The organism is Nocardioides sp., assembly GCF_035576065.1.
Taxonomy (GTDB): Bacteria; Actinomycetota; Actinomycetes; order Propionibacteriales; family Nocardioidaceae; genus Nocardioides.
The window spans coordinates 1-22,561 of sequence record NZ_DATLWX010000039.1; the positions used below are offsets into that span (position 1 = coordinate 1).

The following is a 22,561-nucleotide window of genomic DNA, read 5'->3' on the forward strand; positions in this document are numbered from 1 at the left end:
GAGCGCGTCGGGAGTGTCCTGCCGGCAAGCGGCCCGCGGTGCCCAGTCTTCTACCCACATGATGTCCACCATTTCGTTGGGCCGGTGACCATCGCCCCCATAGCGACCGTTCTTCGACCCAAGATGAAGGTAGGCGAAGAGTAGGTAGTTGAAGGAGACACGAACCGACCAAATGGCATGGTCCGATATGACTAGACCACCTCTGGTCACCATTTCCTGCGAAGGCCGCATTCGGTGTGGTACGACGAATGCGTCGGTCTGGTTCGCTCACGTACTCTGGCGCCATGTCCAGCCCTTCTCGCACCCCTACCCGCCGGCGCTCGGTGCTGTCCCACCTCGCCGTGATGGCGGTCGTGGCAGCGGTGCTGGGTGTCCTGGTGGCCGGGCTCGCCATCCCCTTCGCCGGAGTCGTCGGGGTGGCGGCGAAGGACCTCAGCAAGGGCATGGTCAACCTGCCTGACGAGCTCGAGGCGGAGGAGCTCGCCCAGACGACCCGGATCTACGCCGCCGACGGCACCCTGATCGCGTCCCTCTACGACCAGAACCGCATCAACGTCGGCCTGCGTCAGATCTCGCGCAAGATGGTCGAGGCGATCGTCTCGATCGAGGACGACCGGTTCTACCAGCACGGGGCTCTCGACATCCGCGGCACGATCCGCGCCTTCGTCACCAACCAGGCCAGCGGCTCGGTGCAGGGTGGGTCCTCCATCACCCAGCAGATGGTCAAGCAGACCCTGCTCAACCAGGCGGACACGAAGACCGAGGCCGCCGCGGCGACCGACGACACCTACGCGCGCAAGATCCGCGAGCTGCGCTACGCCATCGCCTTCGAGAAGAACTACTCCAAGGACTGGATCCTCGAGCGCTACCTCAACATCGCCTACTTCGGTGACGGCGCCTACGGCGTGCAGTCGGCCGCGCAGCACTACTTCAGCAAGAACGCGAAGAACCTCAACTACCAGCAGTCGGCCACGCTCGCCGGTCTGGTGAAGAACCCCACCGGCTATGACCCCACCAACTCCCCCGAGCGGGCGCTGAACCGTCGCAACGTCGTCCTCGACCGCATGGCCACGCTCAACGTCATCCCACGCGAGCAGGCCGAGAAGATGAAGGAGCGGCCGCTGGGGCTCAAGCTCAACCCGTCCCCCAACGGCTGCCAGCAGTCCCGGGTGCCGTTCTTCTGCGACTACGCCGTCAACTACCTCCTCAAGGACAAGTCCCTCGGCGAGACGGTCAAGGAGCGCAAGCGGCTGCTGCAGTCCGGCGGGCTCACGATCCACACCACGATCGACCTCGAATATCAGGATGGTGCCGACGCCGCCGTCCAGGCGCACGTCGACCCGACGGACGACGCCATCGGCGGCCTGGCCATGGTCGAGCCCGGCACGGGCTACGTCCGAGCGCTGGCGCAGTCGCGGCCGATGGGCAAGAACAAGAAGGCGGGCGAGACCTACCTCAACTACGTGGTCCCGCGGAAGTACGGCGACGCCAACGGCTTCCAGGCCGGCTCGACGTTCAAGGTGTTCGTGCTCGCCTCGGCGATCAACCAGGGCATCCCGTTGAGCACCCAGATCTCCGCACCGGACAGCATGAACATCCCGGACGAGGAGTTCGAGACCTGTGATGGCCCGTATGCCGGCGACGGCGAGGGCTGGAACGTCTCGAACTCCACGGGCAGCGGCACCTTCGACCTCTACACCGGCACGCAGCAGTCGGTGAACACCTTCTTCGCCCAGCTCGAGGTGGAGACCGGCATGTGCGAGCCGATCGAGCTGGCACAAAAGATGGGCATCACGATCCCCACGGCCCAGCAGGTCCCCTCCTGGGTGCTGGGAGTCTCCGACACCGACCCGGTGACCATGGCCGGCGCCTACGCCACCTTCGCCGCACGCGGTATCCACTGCGACAACCTCCCCGTCAAGCAGATCCTGGCCTCCGACGACAGCACCGTGAAGGACTACAAGCCCACGTGCGAGCAGGTCATGCCGGGAGTCACCGCCGACGCCGTCAACGACATCCTGAGCGGGGTGACGGGGCCGGGTGGTTTCGCGGAGAGCATCGCCCCCGCGCAGCCATCAGCGGGCAAGACCGGCACCAACCAGCAGAACATGTCGGTGTGGTTCGTCGGCTACACGCCGCAGATCGCCGCGGCCGCCATGGTCGCCGGCGCCAACTCCCAGGGCTACTGGGTGAGCCTCAACGGACAGACCGTAGGTGGGTCCTACATCAGCGAGGCCTTCGGCTCGACCGTCGCCGGTCCGATCTGGGGCGAGGCCATGGCCGCCATCTCCGCCCGCCTCGACTACGAGGAGTTCAACCCGCCGTCCGGTGACGAGATCCTCGGCGTCCTGACCCCGGTCCCCGATGTCGCCGGCATGACACTGCGGGAGGCCCGTACGACGCTCGAGTCGGCCGGCTTCCTGACCAGCCTGGGTGGCTTCGCGGACTCAGAGGCGACCGAAGGCACCGTCGTGTTCACCTCCCCCGCGGCAGGCACCGAGCTGGGCTCCGGCGACACGGTCTCGATCTTCCAGTCCACCGGCACCGTCCCACCGCCTCCGGAGAGTAGCGGCGGTGGCGGTGGCGGTGGTGGGAACGGCAAGGGCAAGGGCAAGAGCAAGAACAAGGGCTAGTTAGCCCAGCTGGCGGCGTACCTCCGCAGCCACTGCCCCACCGTCGGCGCGCCCCTTCACCTGGGGCGTGACGACACCCATCACCTTGCCCATCGCGCGCATCCCCTCGTCGGCGGCCCCGGTCTGCTCGATGGCTGTGGAGACGATCTCGGCAACCTCGGACTCGCTCAGCTGGGCGGGCAGGTAGTCGGCCAGGACCTCGCCCTCGGCGACCTCCTTGGCGGCCATCTCGACGCGCCCGCCCTCACCGAAGGCCACGGCCGCCTCGCGGCGCTTCTTGGCCTCGCTCGAGAGCACCCCGATGATGTCGTCGTCGGTGAGCTCGCGGGCCTCCTTGCCGGCCACCTCTGCGTTCGTGATGGCGGTCAGGACCATCCGCAGGGTCGACGACCTGATCTCGTCACGCGACTTGATGGCGGTGGTCAGGTCGGCACGCAGACGGTCCTTGAGAGCACTCATGGAGCCATTGTGGCAGCCTTGCCCGATGCCCTCCCCCGAGTTTCTCCGCCGCTCGGCCGGGCTGACCGTCGGCGCCGGCCTCGCGCTGGCGTCGTACGCCGCCTGGGAGGCCCGGCAGTACACCGTGCGTGAGGTCACCGTGCCCCTGCTCCCGACCGGTCACGCTCCACTGCGCGTGCTGCACCTCAGCGACATCCACATGGCGCCGGACCAACGCGCCAAGCAGGAGTGGCTACGAGGTCTGGCCGAGCTCGAGCCCGATCTCGTCATCGACACCGGTGACAACCTCGCGCACATGGCGTCGGTGCCGATCGTGGTCGACTCGCTGGGGCCCCTGCTCGACCTACCCGGTGTCTCGGTCTTCGGCTCCAACGACTACTTCTCCCCCGGCTGGCGCAACCCGCTGCGCTACCTCGTGCCCGACACAGGTCGGCGCAACACCCACACCCCGCGACTGCCGTGGCGTGAGCTCAAGCAGCGGTTCGCGGACCGGGGCTGGGTGCACCTGTGCAACGAGCTCGGACAGGTCACGGTGGGTGGCACCACCTTCGCGCTGGCCGGCGTCGACGACCCGCACCTGCGCTACGACGACCTCGCCGCCGTCGCCGGGCCCGCCGATGCGTCGGCCGACGTGCGGCTCGGGATCACGCATGCGCCGTACCTGCGGGTGCTCGACCACTACGCCGCAGCGGGGTACGACGCGATCATCGCCGGCCACACCCACGGCGGGCAGGTGTGCCTGCCCGGCTACGGCGCCCTGACGACCAACTGCGACCTCGAGCCGGCGCGCGCCAAGGGTCTCCATCGCCACCCGGCGGCGTCGGCTCCGGGGGACCCGGGCTCCTCGTGGCTGCACGTGTCTGCCGGGGTGGGGACCAACCCCTACGTGCGCCTCCGCGTCGCCTGCCGCCCCGAGGCGACGCTGATGACCCTCGTGCCGCGGGCCTGATCTCGCCCGTCCAGCCCGAATTCGGAGGGGTCCTGGCGCTCGGGTATGCTCGCCCTGCTCCACGGCCGGTCACCGGCCCGGAGCGGACCGGGGTGTGGCGCAGCTTGGTAGCGCGCGTCGTTCGGGACGACGAGGCCGCAGGTTCAAATCCTGTCACCCCGACCAGGTGATCTCGCAAGAGACGAAGAGATCCGGGCCCCCATTGGGGGTTCGGATCTTTCGCTTCTCCTTGCGTCCGGACAGGATGAGATGGATGAAGACGGACCACAAGTTGACCCTCGACTCCTATGTCGCGAAGCACCACGAGTTCCGGCTAGTCGACGTCCCGCCGCTGCAGTACCTCATGGTGGACGGGCACGGCGACCCCAACGCGGGCGGGGAGTACGCCGACGCCATCGCGGCGCTCTACCCGGTGGCGTACACGCTCAAGTTCGCCAGCAAGACGGACCTCGGGCAGGACTACGTCGTCATGCCACTGGAGGCGCAGTGGTGGGCCTCGGACATGGAAGCGTTCACGGGCGCACGGGACAAGTCGCAGTGGGACTGGACGGCCATGATCCTGGTGCCGGACTGGATCACCACCGAGATGTTCGAGCAGGCCGTTGCCAAGGTGGCAGGGAAGCAACGGCCCTCCAGCCTGGACAAGGTGCGGCTCGAGACGCTGGAGGAGGGGCTGTGCGTCCAGACCCTGCACGTCGGGTCATACGACGACGAGGCCGAGATCCTCGACGAGCTCCATCACCGCTACGTCCCCGACAACGGGCTGCGCTTGACCGGCAAGCACCACGAGATCTACCTCAGCGACGCCCGCCGGGTGGAGCCGTCCAAGCTGCGCACCATCCTGCGTCAACCGGTGAAGAGACCCGGCTGACACGTGAGTTTCTGGCACACTTCGCGACATGGCTGACAAGGACCCCGAGGAAAACCTCTCGCTGCAGCTTCCCTCGTTCGGATTCGGCCGCAAGAAGTCGAAGGACGAACCGGTCGATGCCGACCCGGTCGAGCCTGAGGCCTCTCACCCGGTCGAGCCCGAGGCCTCTCAGCCGGCCGAGCCCGAGCCTGAGGCCTCTCAGCCGGCCGAGCCCGAGCCCGAGGTCTCCCAGCCGGTCGAGCCGGCGCCCCCTCCCGCGGTCGACCCGGCGCCCAGCGCGAAGCCCGCCCGAAAGCCCAAGCCGGCGGCCGCCACTCCGAAGCCCGCCCGCACACCCAAACCCGCGGCCACCACCCCGAAGCCCGCCCGCGCACCCAAGCCGGCAGCCACCGCGAAGCCTGAGGTGCCAGCCCCGCCAGTGACACCGGTTCCTGTGGCCCCCGAGCTCGACGCCAAGCCGTCCGAGCCCGCACCGGCGCCGGCCCCGATTCAGGCACCGGTCGAGCGCGTCGAACCCTCGGTGCGACCGGCCGCAGGCTCTACCGTGACGCAGACCCAGCAGCTGCCCGTCGACAGCGGGGCGAGGCGCGGACCGTCCTTCCCCGTGATCCCAGCCCTTCAGGCCGTCCTGGCCGTCGGGGCGCTGGTCGGCATCCTGGGCGTGCTCCTGACCTTCGCCTCCCTCAAGTTCTGCGAGCTGGTCAGCGGCACTGACTCGTGCGGAGGTCCGGGGTTGCTGCTGCTCCTGGCGACGCTCGTCGTGCTGACGTACGTCGGAGCGTGGCTGCTGCGAGGTTTCGGTATCGATGACCCCGGCAGCACCAGCTTCCTGGCCGTCGCGCTGCTCGCCGTGATGACGATGGTGTTCTTCCTCGGCGACATCTACAGCTGGTGGATGATCCTCGTCATCCCGCCGGTGTCGATGGCGATGTATGCGCTCTCCTGGTGGGTCACTGGCTTCGTCGACACCGACGACTCCCCGACCTGACGCGGCTGATGCGTCATCGCTGCGCGGCTGGCCGGCTCAGCGTGCGGCGGTGATGAGCTCGGCGATCTGCACGGTGTTGAGGGCAGCACCCTTGCGCAGGTTGTCGTTGCTGACGAAGAGGGCCAGCCCGCGGTTGTCGTCGACCCCCGGGTCCTGACGGATGCGCCCGACGTAGGACGGGTCCTTGCCTGCGGCGTACAACGGCGTCGGCACCTCACGGAGCTCCACGCCGGGGGCATCAGCCAGCAGCGCCTGGGCCTGGGCCGGCGTCATCGATGAGGTGAACTCCGCGTTGATCGCCAACGAGTGGCCCGTGAAGACCGGCACGCGCACGCAGATCCCGGAGACGCGCAGGTCGGGCAGGTCGAGGATCTTGCGCGACTCGTGGCGCAGCTTCTGCTCCTCGTCAGTCTCGTTGGAGCCGTCGTCGACGATCGAGCCGGCCAGCGGGAGCACGTTGTAGGCGATCGTCTCGACGTACTTCTGCGGCTCCGGGAAGGCCACGGCCGACCCGTCGTAGGCCAGCTCGCTGGCCTTGTCGCCCGCCGCGGTGATGCCGTCGAGCAGCTCCTCCACGCCGGCGACCCCGGAGCCCGAGACAGCCTGGTAGGAGGAGACCACGAGTCGCTCCAGGCCGGCCGCGTCGTGCAGCGGCTTCAGCACCGGCATGGCAGCCATGGTCGTGCAGTTGGGGTTGGCGATGATGCCCCGGCCGGCCGCGACCACGGTATCGATCGCGGACGGGTTGACCTCCGAGACGACCAGCGGGATGGCGGGGTCGCGCCGGAAGGCCGAGGAGTTGTCGATGACGATCACCCCCGCGTCGGCCCAACGTGGAGCCAGGGCGCGCGACGTCGTGGCGCCCGCCGAGAAGATCGCGATGTCGAGACCGGACGGGTCGGCCGTCGCCGCGTCCTCGACGGTGACGTCACGATCCCCGAAGGGCAGCACGGTGCCGGCGGAGCGGGCCGAGGCGAAGAACCGGACATCGCCGATGGGGAAGCCGCGCTCCAGCAGGATCTCGCGGACAGCGACACCGACCTGCCCGGTCGCCCCGACGATGCCGAGGTTGACAGGGCGGTTCATCGCCCGGACCCGCCGTACACGACGGCCTCGATCTCGTCCGCATCGAGGTCGAAGGCGCTGTGGGTGGCCCGGACTGCCTGGTCCACCTCGTCCTCGTTGACGACGACCGAGATCCTGATCTCCGAGGTGGAGATCATGCCGATGTTGACCCCGGCGGAGGCGAGCGCTGCGAAGAACTTGGCCGTAATGCCCGGGTGCGAGCGCATGCCCGCTCCGATGAGCGACACCTTGCCGATCCGGTCGTCGTAGAGCAGCTTCTCGTAGCCGACCTCGCCCTGGATCCTGGCAAGGGCGTTCATCGCCGCCTGGCCGTCGGTACGCGGCAGCGTGAACGAGATGTCGGTCAGGCTGGTCGCGGCCGCGGAGACGTTCTGGACGATCATGTCGAGGTTGACCTGCGCGTCGGCGAGCGCCTCGAAGATGCGAGCCGCCTCGCCCACCTTGTCGGGGACGCCGACGACGGTGATCTTGGCTTCGCTTCGGTCGTGCGCGACGCCGGAGATGATGGCCTGTTCCATGGTGCCTCCATCGGTCGGGTCTTCGACGACCCAGGTGCCTTCTAGCTGGCTGAATGACGATCGGACATGGATCGGGATGTGGTAGCGCCGGCCATACTCGACGCAGCGGAGGTGCAGGATCTTCGCGCCGCACGCGGCCAGCTCGAGCATCTCCTCGTAGGAGACCTTCCCGAGCTTGCGGGCCGCGGGGACGATGCGGGGGTCGGCGGTGAAGACGCCGTCGACGTCGGTGTAGATCTCGCAGACGTCCGCTTCGAGAGCGGCAGCCAGTGCGACCGCCGTCGTGTCGGTGCCGCCACGACCGAGGGTGGTGATCTCCTTGGTGTCGGCACTGACGCCCTGGAAGCCGGCCACGATGACGATGTGACCCTCGCCGAGCGCGCTGGTGATCCGGCCCGGGGTGATGTCGATGATCTTTGCGTTGCGGTGCACGGAGTCGGTGATGACCCCCGCCTGCGAACCGGTGAAGGATCGGGCGGTGAAGCCCAGGTCGGAGATCGCCATGGCGACCAGCGCCATCGAGATCCGCTCGCCGGCCGTCAGCAGCATGTCCATCTCGCGAGCGGGCGGCAGCGGGCTGACGGCGCTGGCGAGGTCCTCGAGCTCGTCGGTGGAGTCGCCCATGGCCGAGACCGCCACCACGACGTCGTGGCCGGCCTTCTTCTTCTCCACGATCCGACGGGCGACCCGCTTGATGGCGTCGGCGTCGGCGAGCGACGAGCCGCCGTACTTCTGCACGACAATGCCCACGGGAGCTCCTGAGATAATTCGCTGCAACAATGCGTCTGGTCAGACCGCAGCGCCGTTGCGACGATCGACGCGCCAGATTCTACCGGGGCGGCTCGATCGGCTCCGCCAACATCTCACTGGTGACCGTCAGCGCCTCGACGGTCTCTTCGAAGTCGGTGTCGAACCGGTCGTGCGCGACCACGGTGAGCAGCGCGTTGAGCGCGGCGCCCGCCAGGTTGCCCCAGTTGCTGACGTAGGAGAACTGCCACCACCACAGCGCCTCCTCGACGTTGCCCAGCCGGTAGTGGCGCAGGCCGTTGTCGAGATCGGTCGCGATGGAGGTCAGGTCGTCGGAGAGCTTGCTCTGCACCACGTCGGGCAGGTAGGGGTCGAAGACAAAGCTGTAGGTGTCGATGCTGTCGAGCATCTCGGCGAGGCGAAGCCGCATCTCGTCGATGTCGGCCTCCGGTCCGACGTCCGGCTGGTATTCCTCGCGCGGCTCGAAGTCGTTCTGGGCGCCCAGCCGGGCTCCCGCCAGCAGGACCTGGCTGATCTCGAGCAGCAGCAGGGACACCGCCCGGGCGCCGTTGCCCTCGCGCGCGATCGCTCGCAGCGACAGCAGGAAGCTCTCGATCTGGTCGGCTATCTGTAACGCGAACTCTTCGTGCTCCACAGCCGTGTGGGGCTGCCTGCCCGGGTCAGTCATCAGCTGATCGCCTTCCTGCGAACGCACGTCCAAGGGTCACTTCGTCGGCATACTCGAGGTCGCCGCCCACCGGCAGTCCACTCGCCAACCGGGTCACGCGCAACCCCATCGGCCGCAGCATGCGCGTGAGATAGGTCGCGGTGGCCTCGCCTTCGAGGTTGGGGTCGGTGGCCAGGATGACCTCGGTCACCGCCCCGTCGGCCAGTCGGATCATCAACTCGCGGATGCGCAGCTGCTCGGGCCCGATGCCGTCGATCGGCGAGATCGCCCCACCCAGGACGTGGTAGCGCCCCCGGAACTCGCGCGTGCGCTCGATCGCGATGACGTCCTTGTATTCCTCGACCACGCACAGCACTGCTGGCTCGCGCCGGGGATCACGGCAGATCCGGCACTGCTCCTCCTGCGAGACGTTGAAGCAGATGGAGCAGAACTTCACCTTGTCCTTGACCTCGATCAGGACGTCAGCAAGGCGGCGTACGTCGACGGTCTCGGCCTGCAACAGGTGGAAGGCGATCCGCTGCGCGCTCTTGGGACCGACACCGGGGAGTCGTCCCAGCTCGTCGATCAGGTCCTGGACGATGCCTTCGTACAACGAAAGGCCTAGAAGCCGAGCTGACCGCTGGGCGGCCCGCCCTCGGGGCCGGGACCACCCAGGCCGCCAAGTCCTTCGAGGCCACCTGCGAGCGGCCCCATGGCCTCATTGGCAAGCGCTTCGGCCTTGGACTTCGCGTCGCGGTAGGCCGCAACGATCATGTCGCCCAGGTCGGACAGATCATCTGCGTCGGAGCCGTCGAACTGACCCGCGGTGATGTCAACCGTCTGGATGTCGCCCACGCCGTTGACGGTGACCGTGACCGCGCCCCCGGCGACCGTGCCGGAGACCGTCTGCTCGAGCAGCCTCGCCTGGGCGTCCTGGAGCTGCTCCTGCATCTGTTGCGCCTGCTGCAGCAGCGCGTTCATGTCGAAACCGCCGCCACCGAGGGCGTCGAAGGGGTTCTGGGTCATGGGAGCTCCTGGATCATCGGGTCGGGCCTCACGTGTGCTTGATCTCCTCGACCACCTTGGCACCCAGGGCCTGCTGGAGCAGCGCTGTGCTGTCCAGGCCTTGCGTGTCGGCGGCGGGGTCGTCTGGGTCGGCTGCCTCATCGGCCAACGCACGATGGTCGACGGGGGTTCCCGGATCGGCCGCAGGCTCGCGGGAGCGACTCAGCGCTTCGCGAGCGGCGGTGAGCCCGGCGGACCCGCTCGGCGGGGCGCTCTGCACCTGAGCCGGCGTGCCGGAGTCGGGCCGATCCGCCTGCGGAGCCGCCCACGTGGGTGGTGAGTCGGGCGCCGCTGATGTGGGTGTCCCCTCGTGGGCCCAGGCGGGCGGGGCGCCCGTCTCCTCAGCAGGTGCCGCCGAGCGGGCGTGGGCCACTATCTCGGTGGACGACTGGACCACGACGGGTCGACCGGCATCGGGCTGGGCGCTGGGGTCGATGATCGCGTCGATCCGCCACTCGGCTCCCACGACGTCGATGGCCGCCTGGCGAAGGATCTCGTCCGAACCGCCTGCCAGGAACGACTCACGGGCCCCGGCGTTGGTGAAGCCGAGGGTCAGGGTCGTGGCGTCCACGGCGATGACCTGAGCGTTCTGGGTGAGGTGGATCCAGGTGACTCGACGTCGGACCTTGGTCGCGTCCACGATGTCCGGCCACAGGCGACGGACGTCGACGAGACTGAGGAAGCTGTCGGCCCTCCCGGTGTCCTCGGCTGCGTCGGTCGGCGGGGCCGCCGCTGGGGACGCCTCGGGGACGTGCTCGCTGACGGTGCTCGCAGGCGCTGGCTCGACCGGCTCCTCCGCCGGGTCCTCCGCTGGGTCCTCGTCGAAGCGAGGTGGCGCGAACATGGGTTCGTGACCACCGTGGTCGACCGGGGCCGAGCCCTGAGGAGGCTGAGTCGGTCCGGCAGCCGGGGCCTGTGCGGGGGCAGGGGCCGTAGGGGCGGGGGCCGTGGGCGCTGGGGCCGTGGGTGCCGGGGACTGGGGAGCAGGGGTGGCACGCGGTCGCTCAGATGTCGTGCTCACCGCACCGGACACGTCGAGTCGACGCTCGATCCGATCGAGGCGGGCCATCACCCCGTCGCTGGTGTCGTCTGCACCGGGGAGCAGCACCCGTGCACAGATCAGCTCGAGCAACAAGCGGGGCGCGGTCGCGCCTCGCATCTCGGTCAGGCCAGCGGCGACGATGTCCGCGGCGCGGCTGAGCTCGACGGAGCCGAACCGGGCTGCCTGGGCGACCAGTCGCTCACCCGCGTCCTGGGGCACGTCGAGCAGTCCGGTCGCCGCCGCCTCGGGGACCGCCGCGACGATGACCAGGTCGCGAAGGCGTCGCAGCAGGTCCTCGGTGAACCGGCGAGGGTCTCGCCCGGTCTCGACCACCTTGTCGACCACGCCGAAGACCGTTGCCCCGTCGACGGCGGCGAACGCATCGACAACCTCGTCGAGAAGCGTCTCAGGCGTGTATCCCAGCAGCGCCCCGGCGAGCTCATGGGTGACGCCGTCAGCGCCGGCTCCACCCATCAGCTGGTCGAGGACGGAGAGGGCATCGCGGGCCGAGCCACCTCCGGCACGGACCACCAGCGGCAGGGCGGCCGGCTCGATGGCCACGCCCTCCTCCACGCAGAGGTGGTGGAGGTAGTCGGAGAGCTGCCGCGGCGGGATCAGGCGGAACGGGTAGTGGTGGGTGCGCGAGCGGATCGTGGGCAGGACCTTCTCGGGCTCGGTGGTGGCGAAGATGAACCGCAGGTGGGGAGGCGGCTCCTCGACCAGCTTGAGCAGCGCGTTGAAGCCCTGGTTGGAGACCATGTGGGCCTCGTCGATGATGTAGATCTTGAAGCGGTCGCGCACCGGCGAGAAGAACGCCTTCTCCCGCAGGTCGCGGGCATCATCGACGCCTCCGTGCGAGGCAGCGTCGATCTCGATGACATCGATCGATCCACCACCGCGGCGAGCCAGCTCGCGACAGCTGTCGCACTCCCCACACGGGTCGGCGATCGGTGCCTGGGCGCAGTTGAGCGCACGGGCCAGGATCCGCGCGGACGTCGTCTTGCCGCATCCGCGTGGCCCGGAGAAGAGGTAGGCGTGGTTGACGCGGTCGTTTGCCAGGGCGTTGCGCAGCGGCTCCGTGACGTGATCTTGACCGATGACCTCGGCAAACGTCTCGGGCCGGTAGCGGCGATACAACGCGAGCGGTGACTCCACGACCCGAACCCTACGCACCGCCACCGACGACGACCACCGGGCGCCCACAGCCCCGTCGCCAGCACACCCGCACCAACAGGGACAGGGGACGAAAAGGCCCCCCACGTACCCGACAGAGCTCGCCTACCCTTGCTGCCTTCCGGCCCTGGGGGAATTCAGCAAGATGCCGCCACGTGGGGGGTTGGCATGAGTCTAGGTGAGGCCGGCGACCAGACCCAACCGGGCTCCCCGCCCCGCCGCACGTGACCGACCGGGACGCGATTTCACCCCGCCCGTACCCGACCGGTACGCTCCTCGGCGGAGGATTCGCCTAGTGGCCTATGGCGCTCGCTTGGAAAGCGGGTTGGGTGTGAAAGCCCTCAGGGGTTCGAATCCCCTATCCTCCGCCAGTGTGATGAGTCGCGACAGATGAGTCAGTCAGGAGGGCCCGGGCCATCGGCCCGGGTCCTTTTTGCGTACACGGTCGGCGGACGTCCTCAGCGGCGAAGGGGCGGCATGTCCGTGCCCATCGACGGCTCGATGATCCGGCCGACGGCCGGCACCACGACGCGGCGTTGTCCGGGGCGCCCGACCAGGCGGATCTGGCGGTAGGAGATGTTGTTCGTCGCGTCGCTCTCGACGAGGCGGCCGTAGGGATTGGCATTGACCTTGAGGTAGTAGGTGCCGTTGGGCACGTCCTTGACCGCGATGGCCTGACCCGCCTGGAACTGCATGTAGGTGTCACCGTGACCGGCCGAGAGCTGTTGGCGGACCGAGAGGGCACCGTTGTCGCCGCACACCGAGTGGAGGTCGTCGGGCCCCTGCATCCAGTCCGCCCCGGGCAGGGTGAGGTCGACCGCATCGGTGTTGGCCAGGCAGAAGGAGATCTTCTTCGACACCGCGACCGTCTCCTTGTCGGCGTCGACGAGGCTGTACTCGGCGAAGTCCTCGTAGTGCCAGTGGTCGTGGTTGGCGCTGTGGTACGTCATCGACCCGACCCGCTGGTAGCCGGTCTGCTCACCCTCGGTGTCGAAGAAGTACTGGAAGGTGTCCATCTTCGACTCGTCGCCGGTGTTGCGGAACCCGTCGAGGACCAGCGCCGAGCTGCCGGCGTTCCAGACGGTTGCACCGAACCGCAGCTGGGTCTGCTTCGGGTTGAGCTCGATCAAGAACGACGGGAGCGAGCGCAGGTCCGGCAGCAGCCCGGCAGGTGCGCCGGCGCGCTGAGCGGTCGGGCGGGCACCCGGCTGCAGGCGCGGGGTCGGCTTGTGCGCCGTACGCCCGTTGCCCTCCAGTGGGTGGGGGTGACCCGGACCCTTGGGTCCGTCGACCGGCTGGCGCGGCACCACGAGCTTCGACGTCGCGGTCGCGTCCGTGCTGGAGACACCGAGGGCGGCGGCGAGCTCGGGTTTGATGCTGGCCTGGACGAGGTAGCGGCCCGGGGCCAGCGGGAGCTTGGTGTTGACCTCGAGCGGGGTGGCGTAGTCCTGGGGGATGCCCTGGACGGACCCGAGGGTGAAGGGGTGGAAGCCGCAGTAGTTCGGGTACGGCGACAGCGGGACAGCCGTCGGGGAGAGGCGCTGGGGCATCCACGAGGCCAGGCAGGCCCTGCGGGTGTCCTTGAAGACCCGCTTGCCGTCCAGGTCGGACACCGTGAGGGTGAGGAACTCGTTCAGGCCCCTGAAGTTGTTCATCGTGCCGTCGGGCAGACGCACCCGCGAGGTGGCTGTCCGCCACTCGGTCACGATCGGTGAGTCGTAGTCAGCCCGCGTCGACCACAGCTCGAACGGCGCGTTCTGTGCGATCAGCTGGACACCGAGGTTGGCACGCACCTGCCGACCCCACGAGTCAGCCACCACCTTCGACGGCATCCACAGCCGGACCGGGCTGCTGCTCACCACCTCCTCCGCAGAGACGGCTGGGGCGGCGGACGCCGGGGCGCCCGGGACGACGAGCGCGGCGACGACGAGGGGAAGGGCTGCTAGGGCTGGACGGAACTGCATGCGGTGCTCCTGCTCAGGACGGTCGACGAGACGGATCATGACGTCTCGGATGGACGCTACCGGGGAGCTGTCGGTTCCGTACGGCGCGGAGTCCGCGGCGCCGTCGAGCTCGTGCCGGTCTAGATACCTTGGTGGTACTGGCACCACTCTTGGCGCGGATCTGCCTGCACAGCGCGATCTGGGTGCACACTGCCGAGATGACCTCTACCCACACCGCCCGGAGACGGGCAAGAATCCTCCCTGTCTCACTCCTGACAGCCGCCCTCCTGACCACGAGCCTGGGCGCCCCTGCTGGCGCAGTTTCGCTCCGCACGAGCTTCGCCCAGACCACACCCATCTTCCTGGGCGATCCCTCCGAGGGCGGGGCCAACGGGACCGACGTGACCATCCCGAGCAGCGGCCCGGCCAGCCTGTACCCGTCCGAGATCGTGATCACCCAGGCGGCACGCATCGTTGACGTCGACGTCTACCTGGCGGGTCTGACCCACACGTTCCCCGATGATCTCGAGGTCATGCTCGTCGGACCTGGCGGTCAACAGGTCATGCTGATGGGCGACGCCGGGGGCGACGCCGACATCAGCAACATCAACCTCACCTTCAGCGACGAAGCGGGGGCCCCCATCTCCGGCGCCGGGCCCCTCGCCACCTCCACCGTTCGCCCGGCGACATACGGCCCCTTCTCGATCGCAGCTCCGGCACCGTCTCCCAATGGCAACACGTCCATGTCCGTGTTCGACGGCACCCTGACCAACGGCACCTGGAAGCTCTTCGTCTACGACGACTCTGCCGGTGACCTTGGCTCACTCTCGCAATGGGGTCTGACCATCCAGACGGAGACGGTCCCCTATCCCTCCCAGGTGTCCGTGTCCGGCATCGGTCCGGTCACCGACCTGAACGTGACCCTCGACAACATCACCTCGACCTACCCCGACGACATGGATCTCCTGCTGGTGGGCCCGGGCGGCCAGCAGTCCACCCTGATGTCGGACGCGGGTGGGAGCACCACCGTGACGGACCTCGACCTCACCCTCGACGACGAGGCGGCCACCGATCTCCCCGGCGCAGGGCCTCTTGTGGCAGGGACGTTCCGACCGACCAACATAGCCAATGGGGCGGACTCCTATCCCGCACCCGCTCCCGCACCATCAGGAGCGACGGCGCTGTCCGCCTTCGACGGGACCGACCCGAACGGCACCTGGCAGCTCTTCGCCGCCGACACGGTCAGCGGCGACTTCGCCAGGATCGGTGGTTGGTCGCTGGACATCGAGTGGGACGACGCCGCCGGACCCGTGGGCTCGGTCTCCATCAACGCCGGGGCCGCGACCACGAAGTCCACCGCGGTCACGCTGTCCCTGTCGGCCACCGACCCGGCACCCTCGACCGGGGTCACGCAGATGCGCTTCAGCAACGACGGCACGACGTACTCCGCCTTCCAGCCCTACGCCACCACCGCCGCGTGGTCGCTGTCAGCCGGTGACGGAGTCAAGACGGTGTTCGCCCAGTTCAAGGACGGAGTCGGGAACGTCACGACGGTCTCCGACACCATCACCCTGGACACCACGGTCCCCGCACCCGCACCCGTCCCCACCCCGCCCGTGGACACGGTGGGGCCGCTGGCGAAGAAGTTCAAGCCCGGCAAGAACGCCACCGGCGTGAAGCCCACGGCGCGGGTCAAGGTGTTCGCCAGCGAAGCCCTCGCCGCAGCGTCGGTGACCAAGGCAACGGTGGTGCTGAAGAAGAAGGGCGGCTCCAAGATCAAGGCCAGGGTCAGCTACGACTCCGTGAAGAAGCAGATCACGCTCAAGCCGAAGAGGCCGCTGAGGAAGGGCACCTACACGGTCACGGTCAGCACCAAGGTGACCGATGTCCGCGGCAACGCCTGGGACCAGAAGGCCAAGCCCGGTGCCCAGCCGCTGAAGTGGTCCTTCAAGGTCTGAGCCCATCACGAGGCACCAACAGGCCGGGCCCTTGGGCCCGGCCTGTTGTGCGTGATGGATCAGAGGCCGGAGGTTCAGCGTCGGGTTAGGGGACGGACCATGAAGGCGAGCGCCATCAGGGCGCCTCCACCCAGGCCGCACCACAGCAGCAGCGCCCGCGAGGAGCCGAAGAGATCGAGCCGCCTCGGCGGGGGCGGCGCAGTGGCTTCGCCCCGGTTCTGCAGGACCGGACGTTCGATCCGGCCACTCCTGCCGGGGGAGAGCGAGCGGGTCAGTGCGTCGTGGGCCTGCACCACACCGGCCCCCGTCCACGGGTTCCTCACCGTCTCGGAGCCTTCTGCTGTCGACACCAACCGGGCGACGGCCTGCTTGGCGTTCTCACGCGGGTATGCCGCACGCAGCAACGCAACGACACCGGTCACCTCGGCGGCTGCCCAGGAGGTGGCGAGCTCCTCGATGTCGCATCGAACACCGTTGGCGTTGATCGAGATCCCACCCACGGTGGGGGCCGCGACGTCGATGTGGAGGTTGGGAAGGACCGAGTCGATCGGTGATCCCCCGGGCGGCGGAGCAGCGCTCACCGCCAGGACCCCCTTGTAGTCGGCCGGATAGACCTCGGCGTCGTTGCCCGGCGTCCCCTTGAAGCTCTCGTCAACCTCTTCGGGCGCGTTGCTCGACGACGCGACCACGACCACGTCGCGACGTTGCAGGTCCTTGATCGCCTGATGCAGCCGCGGGTCGTCCTCGCCGACCGACAAGGAGATGTTGACGACCTTGAACTTGAGGGTGTCGTGCAACCCGATGGCCGTCTCGATGCCCTGCGCGATGCGTTCGGACGTGACGCCCTTCTCCCCCTCGGCATCGTCTGGATCAGCGGTGTCGAAGACGCGCACGTCGATCACCTGTGCTCCTGGCGCGACTCCGTGCGGGCCAGCGATCAGGCCGCCGACGATGGTGCCGTGACCTGAGAGCAGCGGACCGGCGACGTCCGGCAACCGGACCGCCGGGCCCTGGTTGATCCCCAGCCCGGGCTGGATGCCGCTGTCGACGACGACGACGCTCACTCCTCGTCCGTCGGTGATCTCGTGCGCCTGCGGAACGTGCATCCTCTCGAGGGGGACGCTCACCTTTGAGGGGCTGTCCTCCAGCACCTCGGTCTCGGGCACCGTGGTCTCGTCACACGGCACCACTGCGGCGTACGGCGAAGTCACCGCCGCCGCAGGCGCGGACGCACCGACAGAGAGGACCGAACCAGCGATCCCGGCCACGAGCAGGACCGGCGCGAGTCGCGTCATGACTCCCCGGTGGTGGAGTCCGCCGCCGGGGCGTCCTCGGACACCCGTCGCGCGGCATTGGTGGAGAGCTGCACCTTGTCCTCGAAGAAGTCGAGCCAGCTGCTGGGCACCAGCGGCGCGGCGGTGCTGCCGTAGCCGATGTAGGTCGGCACGTCGGCGCCGATCAGCTCGTACTTGTAGCCGGTCGAGTCGATGACGTAGAGGGTGCCATCGGTCGAACCGCCGGCATCGGCGCCGGACTGGACGTAGGCACCGCCCGCAGGCTGGACCTCGACGTCGCGGCGGTCGACCCCGAGGCCGTCGGGCGAGGCGTCGCCCGTGGGTGCGTGGGCGAGGGTGACCCGGGTGTCGCCGTCCGAACCCGGGTGCAGGACCGCGCACATCTCCTCGTCGAGGCTGGGTGTCGGCAGCGTGGCCGGCCACAGTGACGAATAGTCGGCCGAGGGGAACGCGGCAGCGATTCTCTCGTCGACCGTGTGGGTGGCGGGGCCTACGGCGTCATAGACGAGCGACGCGAACTCGCTGAGCTCTTCGGGTCCCTCGTCGCCGAGGAGGTAGTCCCCGCCCGGCGTAGTGACCAGGTCTCCGATGCGGTAGTCCGAGAGGTCGGTCTCGACCTCGGAGGAGTAGTTGGTCGGTTGGCCCAGGTTGCGCACGCCGAACTCGTCCGCCGTCAGCGGGTCGCCCAGCCAGAACAGGTTGAGCCAGGCGAAGCTGACGTCCGGGGCGTCCTCGGTCGCCCCGAGTCGCAGCCGGTTGGCGATGGTCCCGGCGTCCGACGGGTCGGCCGGCAGCTGGAACCGGTAGGCAGCGCCGCCGGAATCGGTGGCGATCAACCACAGGACCTTGTCGCTGCGGACCAGGAAGGCGGAGTCGACGAGCTCCTCGACCTCCGGCTCGGGGTTGAGTGCGACCTGGATCCCGGCGTCCGGCGACGTGCAGGCGGTCCAGCCGTCCTGGATGAGCCGATCGGGGTCGGGCAGCCCGGCAGGCGCATCGTCGATGCCGAGATCCTCACCCAGCGTGACCTCGCGGATGTATTTGTCCCGCACCTGGAAGGGCGTGAGGTCGGCCTGGCCGAGCAGCAGCTGCGCGGAGATGTAGTTGGGCACCCGTCGGATCACCGGGTCGTCGCCTCCTTCAAGGACGACGTACTGCTCACCGGTGTCCTTGCTGGTGACGAAGCTGCCGGCCTCCAGCCACTGGGAGTCGGGTCGACCGACGAGGAACCCTGCTACAGCCGCACCGGCCAGCAGCAGCAGCGACAGTGCCACGCCACCGATCAGGACGCGACCGGGACGCACCGGCTCCACCTCGCGACCGCCAGGTGCACCGCTGATGAACGCCGTGACGAGTCTGCGCTTGCTGAACGAGTGGGCCTCGACGAGATCCTTCTTGGTCGCCAACGTCAGCCCTTGACCATGTCGAAGAACCCGGCGGCCATGACCATCAGCGGCAAGAGGGACAGCAGCGTGGCGGTCTCGACGGCATCGCCGATCCGGCCGCGTCGCACCGACGGCGAGGCGGGGACCAGGGTCGAGGCGAGGAGTACGGCGCCCACGACCGCCAGGGCCACGGCGGCCTCCGCACGCCACCCGTCGTGGATCAGCAGCATCGACAGCGCGAGCGAGACGAGGCCCAGGATCCCGGACAGAAGCCCGGCGAGCACCTCGGAGCCGGCGCGGTACTGCCGGGTCCGGAACATGACGGCCAGGCAGCACACCGCGGCGAGGATGGTGCCGTAGACGCCGCGGCTCACCGCCATCGGCACCAGCAGCACGAGCAGCGTGCCGACGGTGGCCGAGACGGCGAGCAGGATCTCGTGCGCGACCCGGGCATCGGCGCCGACCTGCGCGGGATCGATCTCGTCGGGGTCGGCCGTGATGTCGTGCAGGGAGTAGATCTGGTCGACCTGGGTCCCGGTGACCCCCAGGGCCAGCCACGGGAAGATGCTGCCTGCCAGGACCACGAGCGCCATCAGGACGGTGAACACCACAGTCGGGTCGACATCGACGGCCTGCAGGAGCAGGCCCGAGGCAGCAAGGATCGCTCCCACCACGATGGCAGGGATGACGAGAGCACGGCCCTCGCGCAGTCCCACCACGGCCACCAGCCCCACCGCGAGCATCGCGGCTCCAGCGGCGGCCAACGGGGCCTCGAAGAACTCTGCCGGGAGCGGCCACTGCCACGGACCGAGGTCGCCAGGCGCGAGCAGCAGACCGGCGACCCCGGCGTAGATGACCGCGAGCAGCGCAACGGCCACGCCTGCGTCGGGCTCGTCCTGCCCGCGCGCCAGAACGACGCCGCCGACGACGAGCAACGCCGCTGCCGCAGCGGCGGCCAACCCGCCCATGACGCTCTCGCCCTGCAACAACAGCGCGAAGGCACCGAGGCCGAGCAGCATGCCGCCGGCACCGAGAGCCGTCCGCCTCCCGGCCGCTGGCTCCCAGGGCTTGAGCTCGTGCTCGACGACGTCGGCCATCGCCTCGACGATGTCGTCATAGACCCGAGGTGCCTCGTCGTCGATGCCGGCAGTGACGGTGAGAAGTCCGCCGTCCTCGATGCCCTGGATCAGGAGCCCGGCGTCGTTGGCCAGTCGGCGACCGTCCTGGGCGACGAGGCGATAGCCGCCGTACACCGTGCTGGCATCGAGGATCCCGACGCTGCGGGCCAGCTCGGGGACGAGCTCAGCCACTGGGACAGCGCCGGGCAGCACCAGGTCGACACGACGCGAGCCCGACGCGACGGTCACCCGGACGAGGCCCGAACCGATCGGCGTCGTCTGACTCATGCTGTGGTCCCCCCAGATATGTGGTGCGGTCGAGACGAGTCCCGGGTCATGCTCGGGTCCTGCTCCGCATGGCCGGCCCGCTCGATCGGGCAGCAGCCTATATCGATCGCGGTCACCTGAGGACCGCTACGCCAACGACACGAGGTCGGTCGCCCCGCAGGGCGACCGACCTCGTGTCGGTGTTGGTGATGTGGATCAGAAACGACCGGCGCCGCGAGCGTCGGCGGACTTGTACTCCTCGTTCGAGAGGCCAACGTTCTTGCCGGCCTGCTCGAGCAGGGCGACCATGTCGTTGATCGCCTGGTCCCACGTCTGCTTGGCCTCGCGGTAGGCCTCCTTGGCCGCACCCGTCCAGTCAGTGGCGAGCGGCTGAAGGTCGCTCTCCAGGGTGTCGAGGCGCGCCTCGATCTGCTTCGCCGCCGCGATGACATCGGCCGAGCCCGCGTCGAGCTTGCCGTGTTCTACCTTGATTCCGTCGAAAGACATGTGGATCTCCTCTTGGTCTGGGTGGTCGCGGCGGTCAGCCGAGGCGGTTCTGCAGGTTGAGGTGCGAGGCGGACTGCGACTCGTCGGTCGCGACGTTGTCCTTTTCGGTCTCCCGCATCGAGGCTGCGAGATTGTCGAGCGCCTGCAGGATCTTTTCCTGCTTCTCCTGCCAGGCGACCATCAAGTTGCCGAACGAGGAAGCGCCCTGGCCGCCCCAGCCGCTCATCATTTCGTTGACCTTGTCGGTGACGGTGTTGCACTTCTGCTTGACTTCGACGCGCGCCGTCTCGACTTTTTCGGCTCCCTTGGAGAGCGCTTGTTCTGTCTGGCTGAGGTTGGTCATCTCAATCCTTCCCCCTCGGCGGATGTCTCCCCCAAGAGTTCACTGGTGTGTAGGTGGTGCTCTGAAGTGGTGCGGCGAACGGACCCTGCTCAGTCCTTCGAGCTGTCCTGCTCGGGGAGACGTCCCGGCCCCCCGCGCTGACTTCGATCTACCCGGCGGAGCGGGGCCTAAACATCACGACGTCATTTCCCACAGGGCGCGGAAGAGTCCGGACGCGACGACGGTGGCCGCGAACGCGAAGGCGCCGGTCATGCTCTCCGCGACCTCGGCCTTGCGTGACCACCAGACCGAACGCCAACCGCGGCCGGTCGCGACCGCCGCCGCGACGCTCACCAGGCCGAGCACGACCACTGCCACCAACCCCCAGGTCACCCACGTGGGCGACAGGTCACCGGCCTCGAAGGCGAGCAGCCAGAGCCAGCACGCGAGCCCGGCGCCGCGCAGGAGTCGACGTGCCGCTGCGTGGCGGTACTGCCGAGCCGCCAGCAGGATGGCGCCCCCGGCAAAGAACGCCAAGCACCGGGCACCGATCCGGTCCAGGTCGATCGTGGCCGAAGCGAGCAGGAGCGGGGTGGCGACGAGAGTCACCAGGAAGATGGCGGCAGAGGACGCCGTGACCGTGCGGGTGGCGTCCTCGACCAGGCGGCGCATGGCGGCCTCCGGGATGACGATGCGTCCGCGACGACCGGTGGAGCGATCCCGGGCGGACCACGCCGTGACGGCGAGCCGGTCGAGGTCCAGCAGGGCCTCGTCGGGCACGTCGACCGCGATCGAGGGCACGAAACGCGCGCCGAGCATGGCGAGCACGAGCAGGAGAGCCCACGAGACCCGGTCGTCCCACTTCATGAGCGGGCTCAGGGCGCACACGCCGAAGACGACACAGCCGGCCACGATCCAGACCATCAGGACCTGGTGTCGGTCCGGACTCATCGTCCGGGCGATCGCGGCGGTCAGCGCGGCGGCGAGGGCGCACACCGCGACAACGGCGCCGAGGAGGTGCTCACCGGGTTCGAAGAACGCAGCGAACGCAGCGGCGGCGGCGAGGGCGGGCGCTGCCGCGGTCCGTTGCTGCGCGTGTCTGCCCCACGGAACGGAGCCGGCGAGCGCGCAGGTCAGGAGGAGCCCGACGGTCACGGTGCGCAGCCAGTCGTCGCCCGACAGTGCGGCATACCAGGCGGACAGGGCGGCGGCACCCACCGCGAGACCGAGCATGACCGCGGCGACCTGAGGACTGTCGACCACGGCCTGGTCGCGGAGGGCGGCCTCGTCGGCAGGCTTGGGACGGCGTACGCCGGTCGCCGCGACCAGGACCGTGCCGGACTCGACACCGATGGCACCGAGCGCGAGGTCTGCGCGGAGGTGCTCGCCCATGGGCGTCTGCAGCAGCGGGATGCCCGACAGGCCAGCCTGGTCGGCGTAGGCGCGGCCGACGTCAACGGGCGTGGCGCCCACAGGGACCACCATGTCCAGCACTCCGACCGGACCGTGCACGCTGATGGCGATCGTCGCGGCAGACCCGGAGGAGGGGGTCGCCTCAGACACGGCGT

At 68.9% G+C, this 22,561-nt stretch carries 19 protein-coding genes, 2 tRNA genes and 1 other RNA gene; 7 read left to right on the forward strand and 15 right to left on the reverse strand.

Annotated features, from left to right (window positions below):
- The first annotated feature begins 284 nt into the window (after nt 1-284).
- On the forward strand, nt 285-2,633 hold the full coding sequence (locus tag VNJ48_RS16340; protein WP_325603992.1) for a transglycosylase domain-containing protein: 2,349 nt from the start codon (nt 285-287) through the stop codon (nt 2,631-2,633).
- Here VNJ48_RS16340 and VNJ48_RS16345 read toward each other — a convergent pair whose 3' ends face one another.
- Nucleotides 2,634-3,092: a GatB/YqeY domain-containing protein gene (locus VNJ48_RS16345; RefSeq protein ID WP_325603994.1), complete on the reverse strand. Its 459-nt coding sequence runs from the start codon at nt 3,090-3,092 to the stop codon at nt 2,634-2,636.
- A gap of 25 nt (nt 3,093-3,117) precedes the next feature.
- On the opposite strand from VNJ48_RS16345, the gene VNJ48_RS16350 reads away from it, so the two are divergent.
- From VNJ48_RS16350 to VNJ48_RS16365, 4 genes are all read left to right on the forward strand, one after another.
- A complete protein-coding gene (locus VNJ48_RS16350; protein ID WP_325603996.1) occupies nt 3,118-4,041 on the forward strand; it encodes a metallophosphoesterase in 924 nt (307 codons plus the stop codon).
- An 88-nt stretch (nt 4,042-4,129) separates the two neighbouring features.
- Nucleotides 4,130-4,206: transfer RNA gene (locus VNJ48_RS16355), tRNA-Pro, on the forward strand.
- 88 nt (nt 4,207-4,294) lie between these two features.
- Nucleotides 4,295-4,912 carry a GyrI-like domain-containing protein gene (locus tag VNJ48_RS16360; protein WP_325603998.1) on the forward strand — a complete coding sequence of 206 codons (618 nt, stop codon included), beginning with the start codon at nt 4,295-4,297 and terminating at the stop codon, nt 4,910-4,912.
- Between the two features lie 28 nt (nt 4,913-4,940).
- A complete protein-coding gene (locus VNJ48_RS16365; protein WP_325604000.1) occupies nt 4,941-5,900 on the forward strand; it encodes a hypothetical protein in 960 nt (319 codons plus the stop codon).
- A 36-nt stretch (nt 5,901-5,936) separates the two neighbouring features.
- On the opposite strand, the gene VNJ48_RS16370 is transcribed toward VNJ48_RS16365, so the two are convergent.
- From VNJ48_RS16370 to ffs, 7 genes are all read right to left on the reverse strand, one after another.
- Complete coding sequence (locus VNJ48_RS16370) at nt 5,937-6,986, reverse strand: aspartate-semialdehyde dehydrogenase (protein WP_325604002.1); 1,050 nt, start codon at nt 6,984-6,986, stop codon at nt 5,937-5,939.
- Nucleotides 6,983-8,254: an aspartate kinase gene (locus tag VNJ48_RS16375; protein ID WP_325604004.1), complete on the reverse strand. Its 1,272-nt coding sequence runs from the start codon at nt 8,252-8,254 to the stop codon at nt 6,983-6,985. Before VNJ48_RS16375 ends, VNJ48_RS16370 begins: the two co-directional genes overlap by 4 nt.
- A gap of 79 nt (nt 8,255-8,333) precedes the next feature.
- A complete protein-coding gene (locus tag VNJ48_RS16380) occupies nt 8,334-8,939 on the reverse strand; it encodes a DUF5063 domain-containing protein (RefSeq protein ID WP_325604006.1) in 606 nt (201 codons plus the stop codon).
- A complete protein-coding gene (recR, locus tag VNJ48_RS16385; protein WP_297741019.1) occupies nt 8,932-9,531 on the reverse strand; it encodes a recombination mediator RecR in 600 nt (199 codons plus the stop codon). Before recR ends, VNJ48_RS16380 begins: the two co-directional genes overlap by 8 nt.
- An 8-nt stretch (nt 9,532-9,539) precedes the next feature.
- Complete coding sequence (locus VNJ48_RS16390) at nt 9,540-9,944, reverse strand: YbaB/EbfC family nucleoid-associated protein (protein ID WP_325604011.1); 405 nt, start codon at nt 9,942-9,944, stop codon at nt 9,540-9,542.
- A gap of 28 nt (nt 9,945-9,972) precedes the next feature.
- Nucleotides 9,973-12,180, reverse strand: a complete 2,208-nt coding sequence (locus VNJ48_RS16395; RefSeq protein WP_325604013.1) for a DNA polymerase III subunit gamma and tau — start codon at nt 12,178-12,180, stop codon at nt 9,973-9,975.
- Nucleotides 12,181-12,272: 92 nt separating this feature from the next.
- An RNA gene (gene ffs / locus VNJ48_RS16400) (signal recognition particle sRNA small type) lies at nt 12,273-12,363 on the reverse strand.
- A gap of 116 nt (nt 12,364-12,479) precedes the next feature.
- On the opposite strand from ffs, the gene VNJ48_RS16405 reads away from it, so the two are divergent.
- Nucleotides 12,480-12,569: transfer RNA gene (locus VNJ48_RS16405), tRNA-Ser, on the forward strand.
- 87 nt (nt 12,570-12,656) lie between these two features.
- On the opposite strand, the gene VNJ48_RS16410 is transcribed toward VNJ48_RS16405, so the two are convergent.
- Nucleotides 12,657-14,201, reverse strand: coding sequence for a lysyl oxidase family protein (locus VNJ48_RS16410; RefSeq protein ID WP_325604015.1), 1,545 nt, complete (start codon nt 14,199-14,201; stop codon nt 12,657-12,659).
- A gap of 158 nt (nt 14,202-14,359) precedes the next feature.
- On the opposite strand from VNJ48_RS16410, the gene VNJ48_RS16415 reads away from it, so the two are divergent.
- Nucleotides 14,360-16,099: a proprotein convertase P-domain-containing protein gene (locus VNJ48_RS16415; RefSeq protein ID WP_325604017.1), complete on the forward strand. Its 1,740-nt coding sequence runs from the start codon at nt 14,360-14,362 to the stop codon at nt 16,097-16,099.
- A 74-nt stretch (nt 16,100-16,173) separates the two neighbouring features.
- On the opposite strand, the gene VNJ48_RS16420 is transcribed toward VNJ48_RS16415, so the two are convergent.
- The 6 genes from VNJ48_RS16420 to VNJ48_RS16445 form a co-directional block, all read right to left on the reverse strand.
- Complete coding sequence (locus tag VNJ48_RS16420) at nt 16,174-17,394, reverse strand: S8 family serine peptidase (RefSeq protein ID WP_325604019.1); 1,221 nt, start codon at nt 17,392-17,394, stop codon at nt 16,174-16,176.
- Nucleotides 17,391-18,800, reverse strand: coding sequence for a type VII secretion protein EccB (locus tag VNJ48_RS16425; protein WP_325604021.1), 1,410 nt, complete (start codon nt 18,798-18,800; stop codon nt 17,391-17,393). The genes VNJ48_RS16420 and VNJ48_RS16425 overlap by 4 nt, the downstream gene beginning before the upstream one ends.
- 2 nt (nt 18,801-18,802) lie before the next feature.
- The gene (gene eccD / locus VNJ48_RS16430) at nt 18,803-20,185 is read right to left on the reverse strand and encodes a type VII secretion integral membrane protein EccD (RefSeq protein ID WP_325604023.1); all 1,383 of its coding nucleotides are present in this window, start codon (nt 20,183-20,185) and stop codon (nt 18,803-18,805) included.
- A gap of 195 nt (nt 20,186-20,380) precedes the next feature.
- The gene (locus VNJ48_RS16435) at nt 20,381-20,671 is read right to left on the reverse strand and encodes a WXG100 family type VII secretion target (RefSeq protein ID WP_325604025.1); all 291 of its coding nucleotides are present in this window, start codon (nt 20,669-20,671) and stop codon (nt 20,381-20,383) included.
- Between the two features lie 34 nt (nt 20,672-20,705).
- The gene (locus VNJ48_RS16440) at nt 20,706-21,014 is read right to left on the reverse strand and encodes a WXG100 family type VII secretion target (protein WP_325604027.1); all 309 of its coding nucleotides are present in this window, start codon (nt 21,012-21,014) and stop codon (nt 20,706-20,708) included.
- 174 nt (nt 21,015-21,188) lie between these two features.
- A complete protein-coding gene (locus tag VNJ48_RS16445; protein ID WP_325604029.1) occupies nt 21,189-22,556 on the reverse strand; it encodes a hypothetical protein in 1,368 nt (455 codons plus the stop codon).
- Nucleotides 22,557-22,561 lie beyond the last annotated feature (5 nt).

Excerpts from the sequence above, each read along its gene's own strand:
- VNJ48_RS16410 (WP_325604015.1), bottom strand. The coding sequence starts at position 14,201 with ATGATCCGTCTCGTCGACCGTCCTGAGCAGGAGCACCGCATGCAGTTC.
- VNJ48_RS16440 (WP_325604027.1), bottom strand. The coding sequence starts at position 21,014 with ATGACCAACCTCAGCCAGACAGAACAAGCGCTCTCCAAGGGAGCCGAA.
- VNJ48_RS16415 (WP_325604017.1), top strand. The coding sequence starts at position 14,360 with ATGACCTCTACCCACACCGCCCGGAGACGGGCAAGAATCCTCCCTGTC.
- VNJ48_RS16340 (WP_325603992.1), top strand. The coding sequence starts at position 285 with ATGTCCAGCCCTTCTCGCACCCCTACCCGCCGGCGCTCGGTGCTGTCC.
- VNJ48_RS16420 (WP_325604019.1), bottom strand. The coding sequence starts at position 17,394 with ATGACGCGACTCGCGCCGGTCCTGCTCGTGGCCGGGATCGCTGGTTCG.
- VNJ48_RS16365 (WP_325604000.1), top strand. The coding sequence starts at position 4,941 with ATGGCTGACAAGGACCCCGAGGAAAACCTCTCGCTGCAGCTTCCCTCG.
- VNJ48_RS16380 (WP_325604006.1), bottom strand. The coding sequence starts at position 8,939 with ATGACTGACCCGGGCAGGCAGCCCCACACGGCTGTGGAGCACGAAGAG.
- VNJ48_RS16370 (WP_325604002.1), bottom strand. The coding sequence starts at position 6,986 with ATGAACCGCCCTGTCAACCTCGGCATCGTCGGGGCGACCGGGCAGGTC.
- eccD (WP_325604023.1), bottom strand. The coding sequence starts at position 20,185 with ATGAGTCAGACGACGCCGATCGGTTCGGGCCTCGTCCGGGTGACCGTC.
- VNJ48_RS16360 (WP_325603998.1), top strand. The coding sequence starts at position 4,295 with ATGAAGACGGACCACAAGTTGACCCTCGACTCCTATGTCGCGAAGCAC.
- VNJ48_RS16345 (WP_325603994.1), bottom strand. The coding sequence starts at position 3,092 with ATGAGTGCTCTCAAGGACCGTCTGCGTGCCGACCTGACCACCGCCATC.
- VNJ48_RS16435 (WP_325604025.1), bottom strand. The coding sequence starts at position 20,671 with ATGTCTTTCGACGGAATCAAGGTAGAACACGGCAAGCTCGACGCGGGC.
- VNJ48_RS16350 (WP_325603996.1), top strand. The coding sequence starts at position 3,118 with ATGCCCTCCCCCGAGTTTCTCCGCCGCTCGGCCGGGCTGACCGTCGGC.
- VNJ48_RS16390 (WP_325604011.1), bottom strand. The coding sequence starts at position 9,944 with ATGACCCAGAACCCCTTCGACGCCCTCGGTGGCGGCGGTTTCGACATG.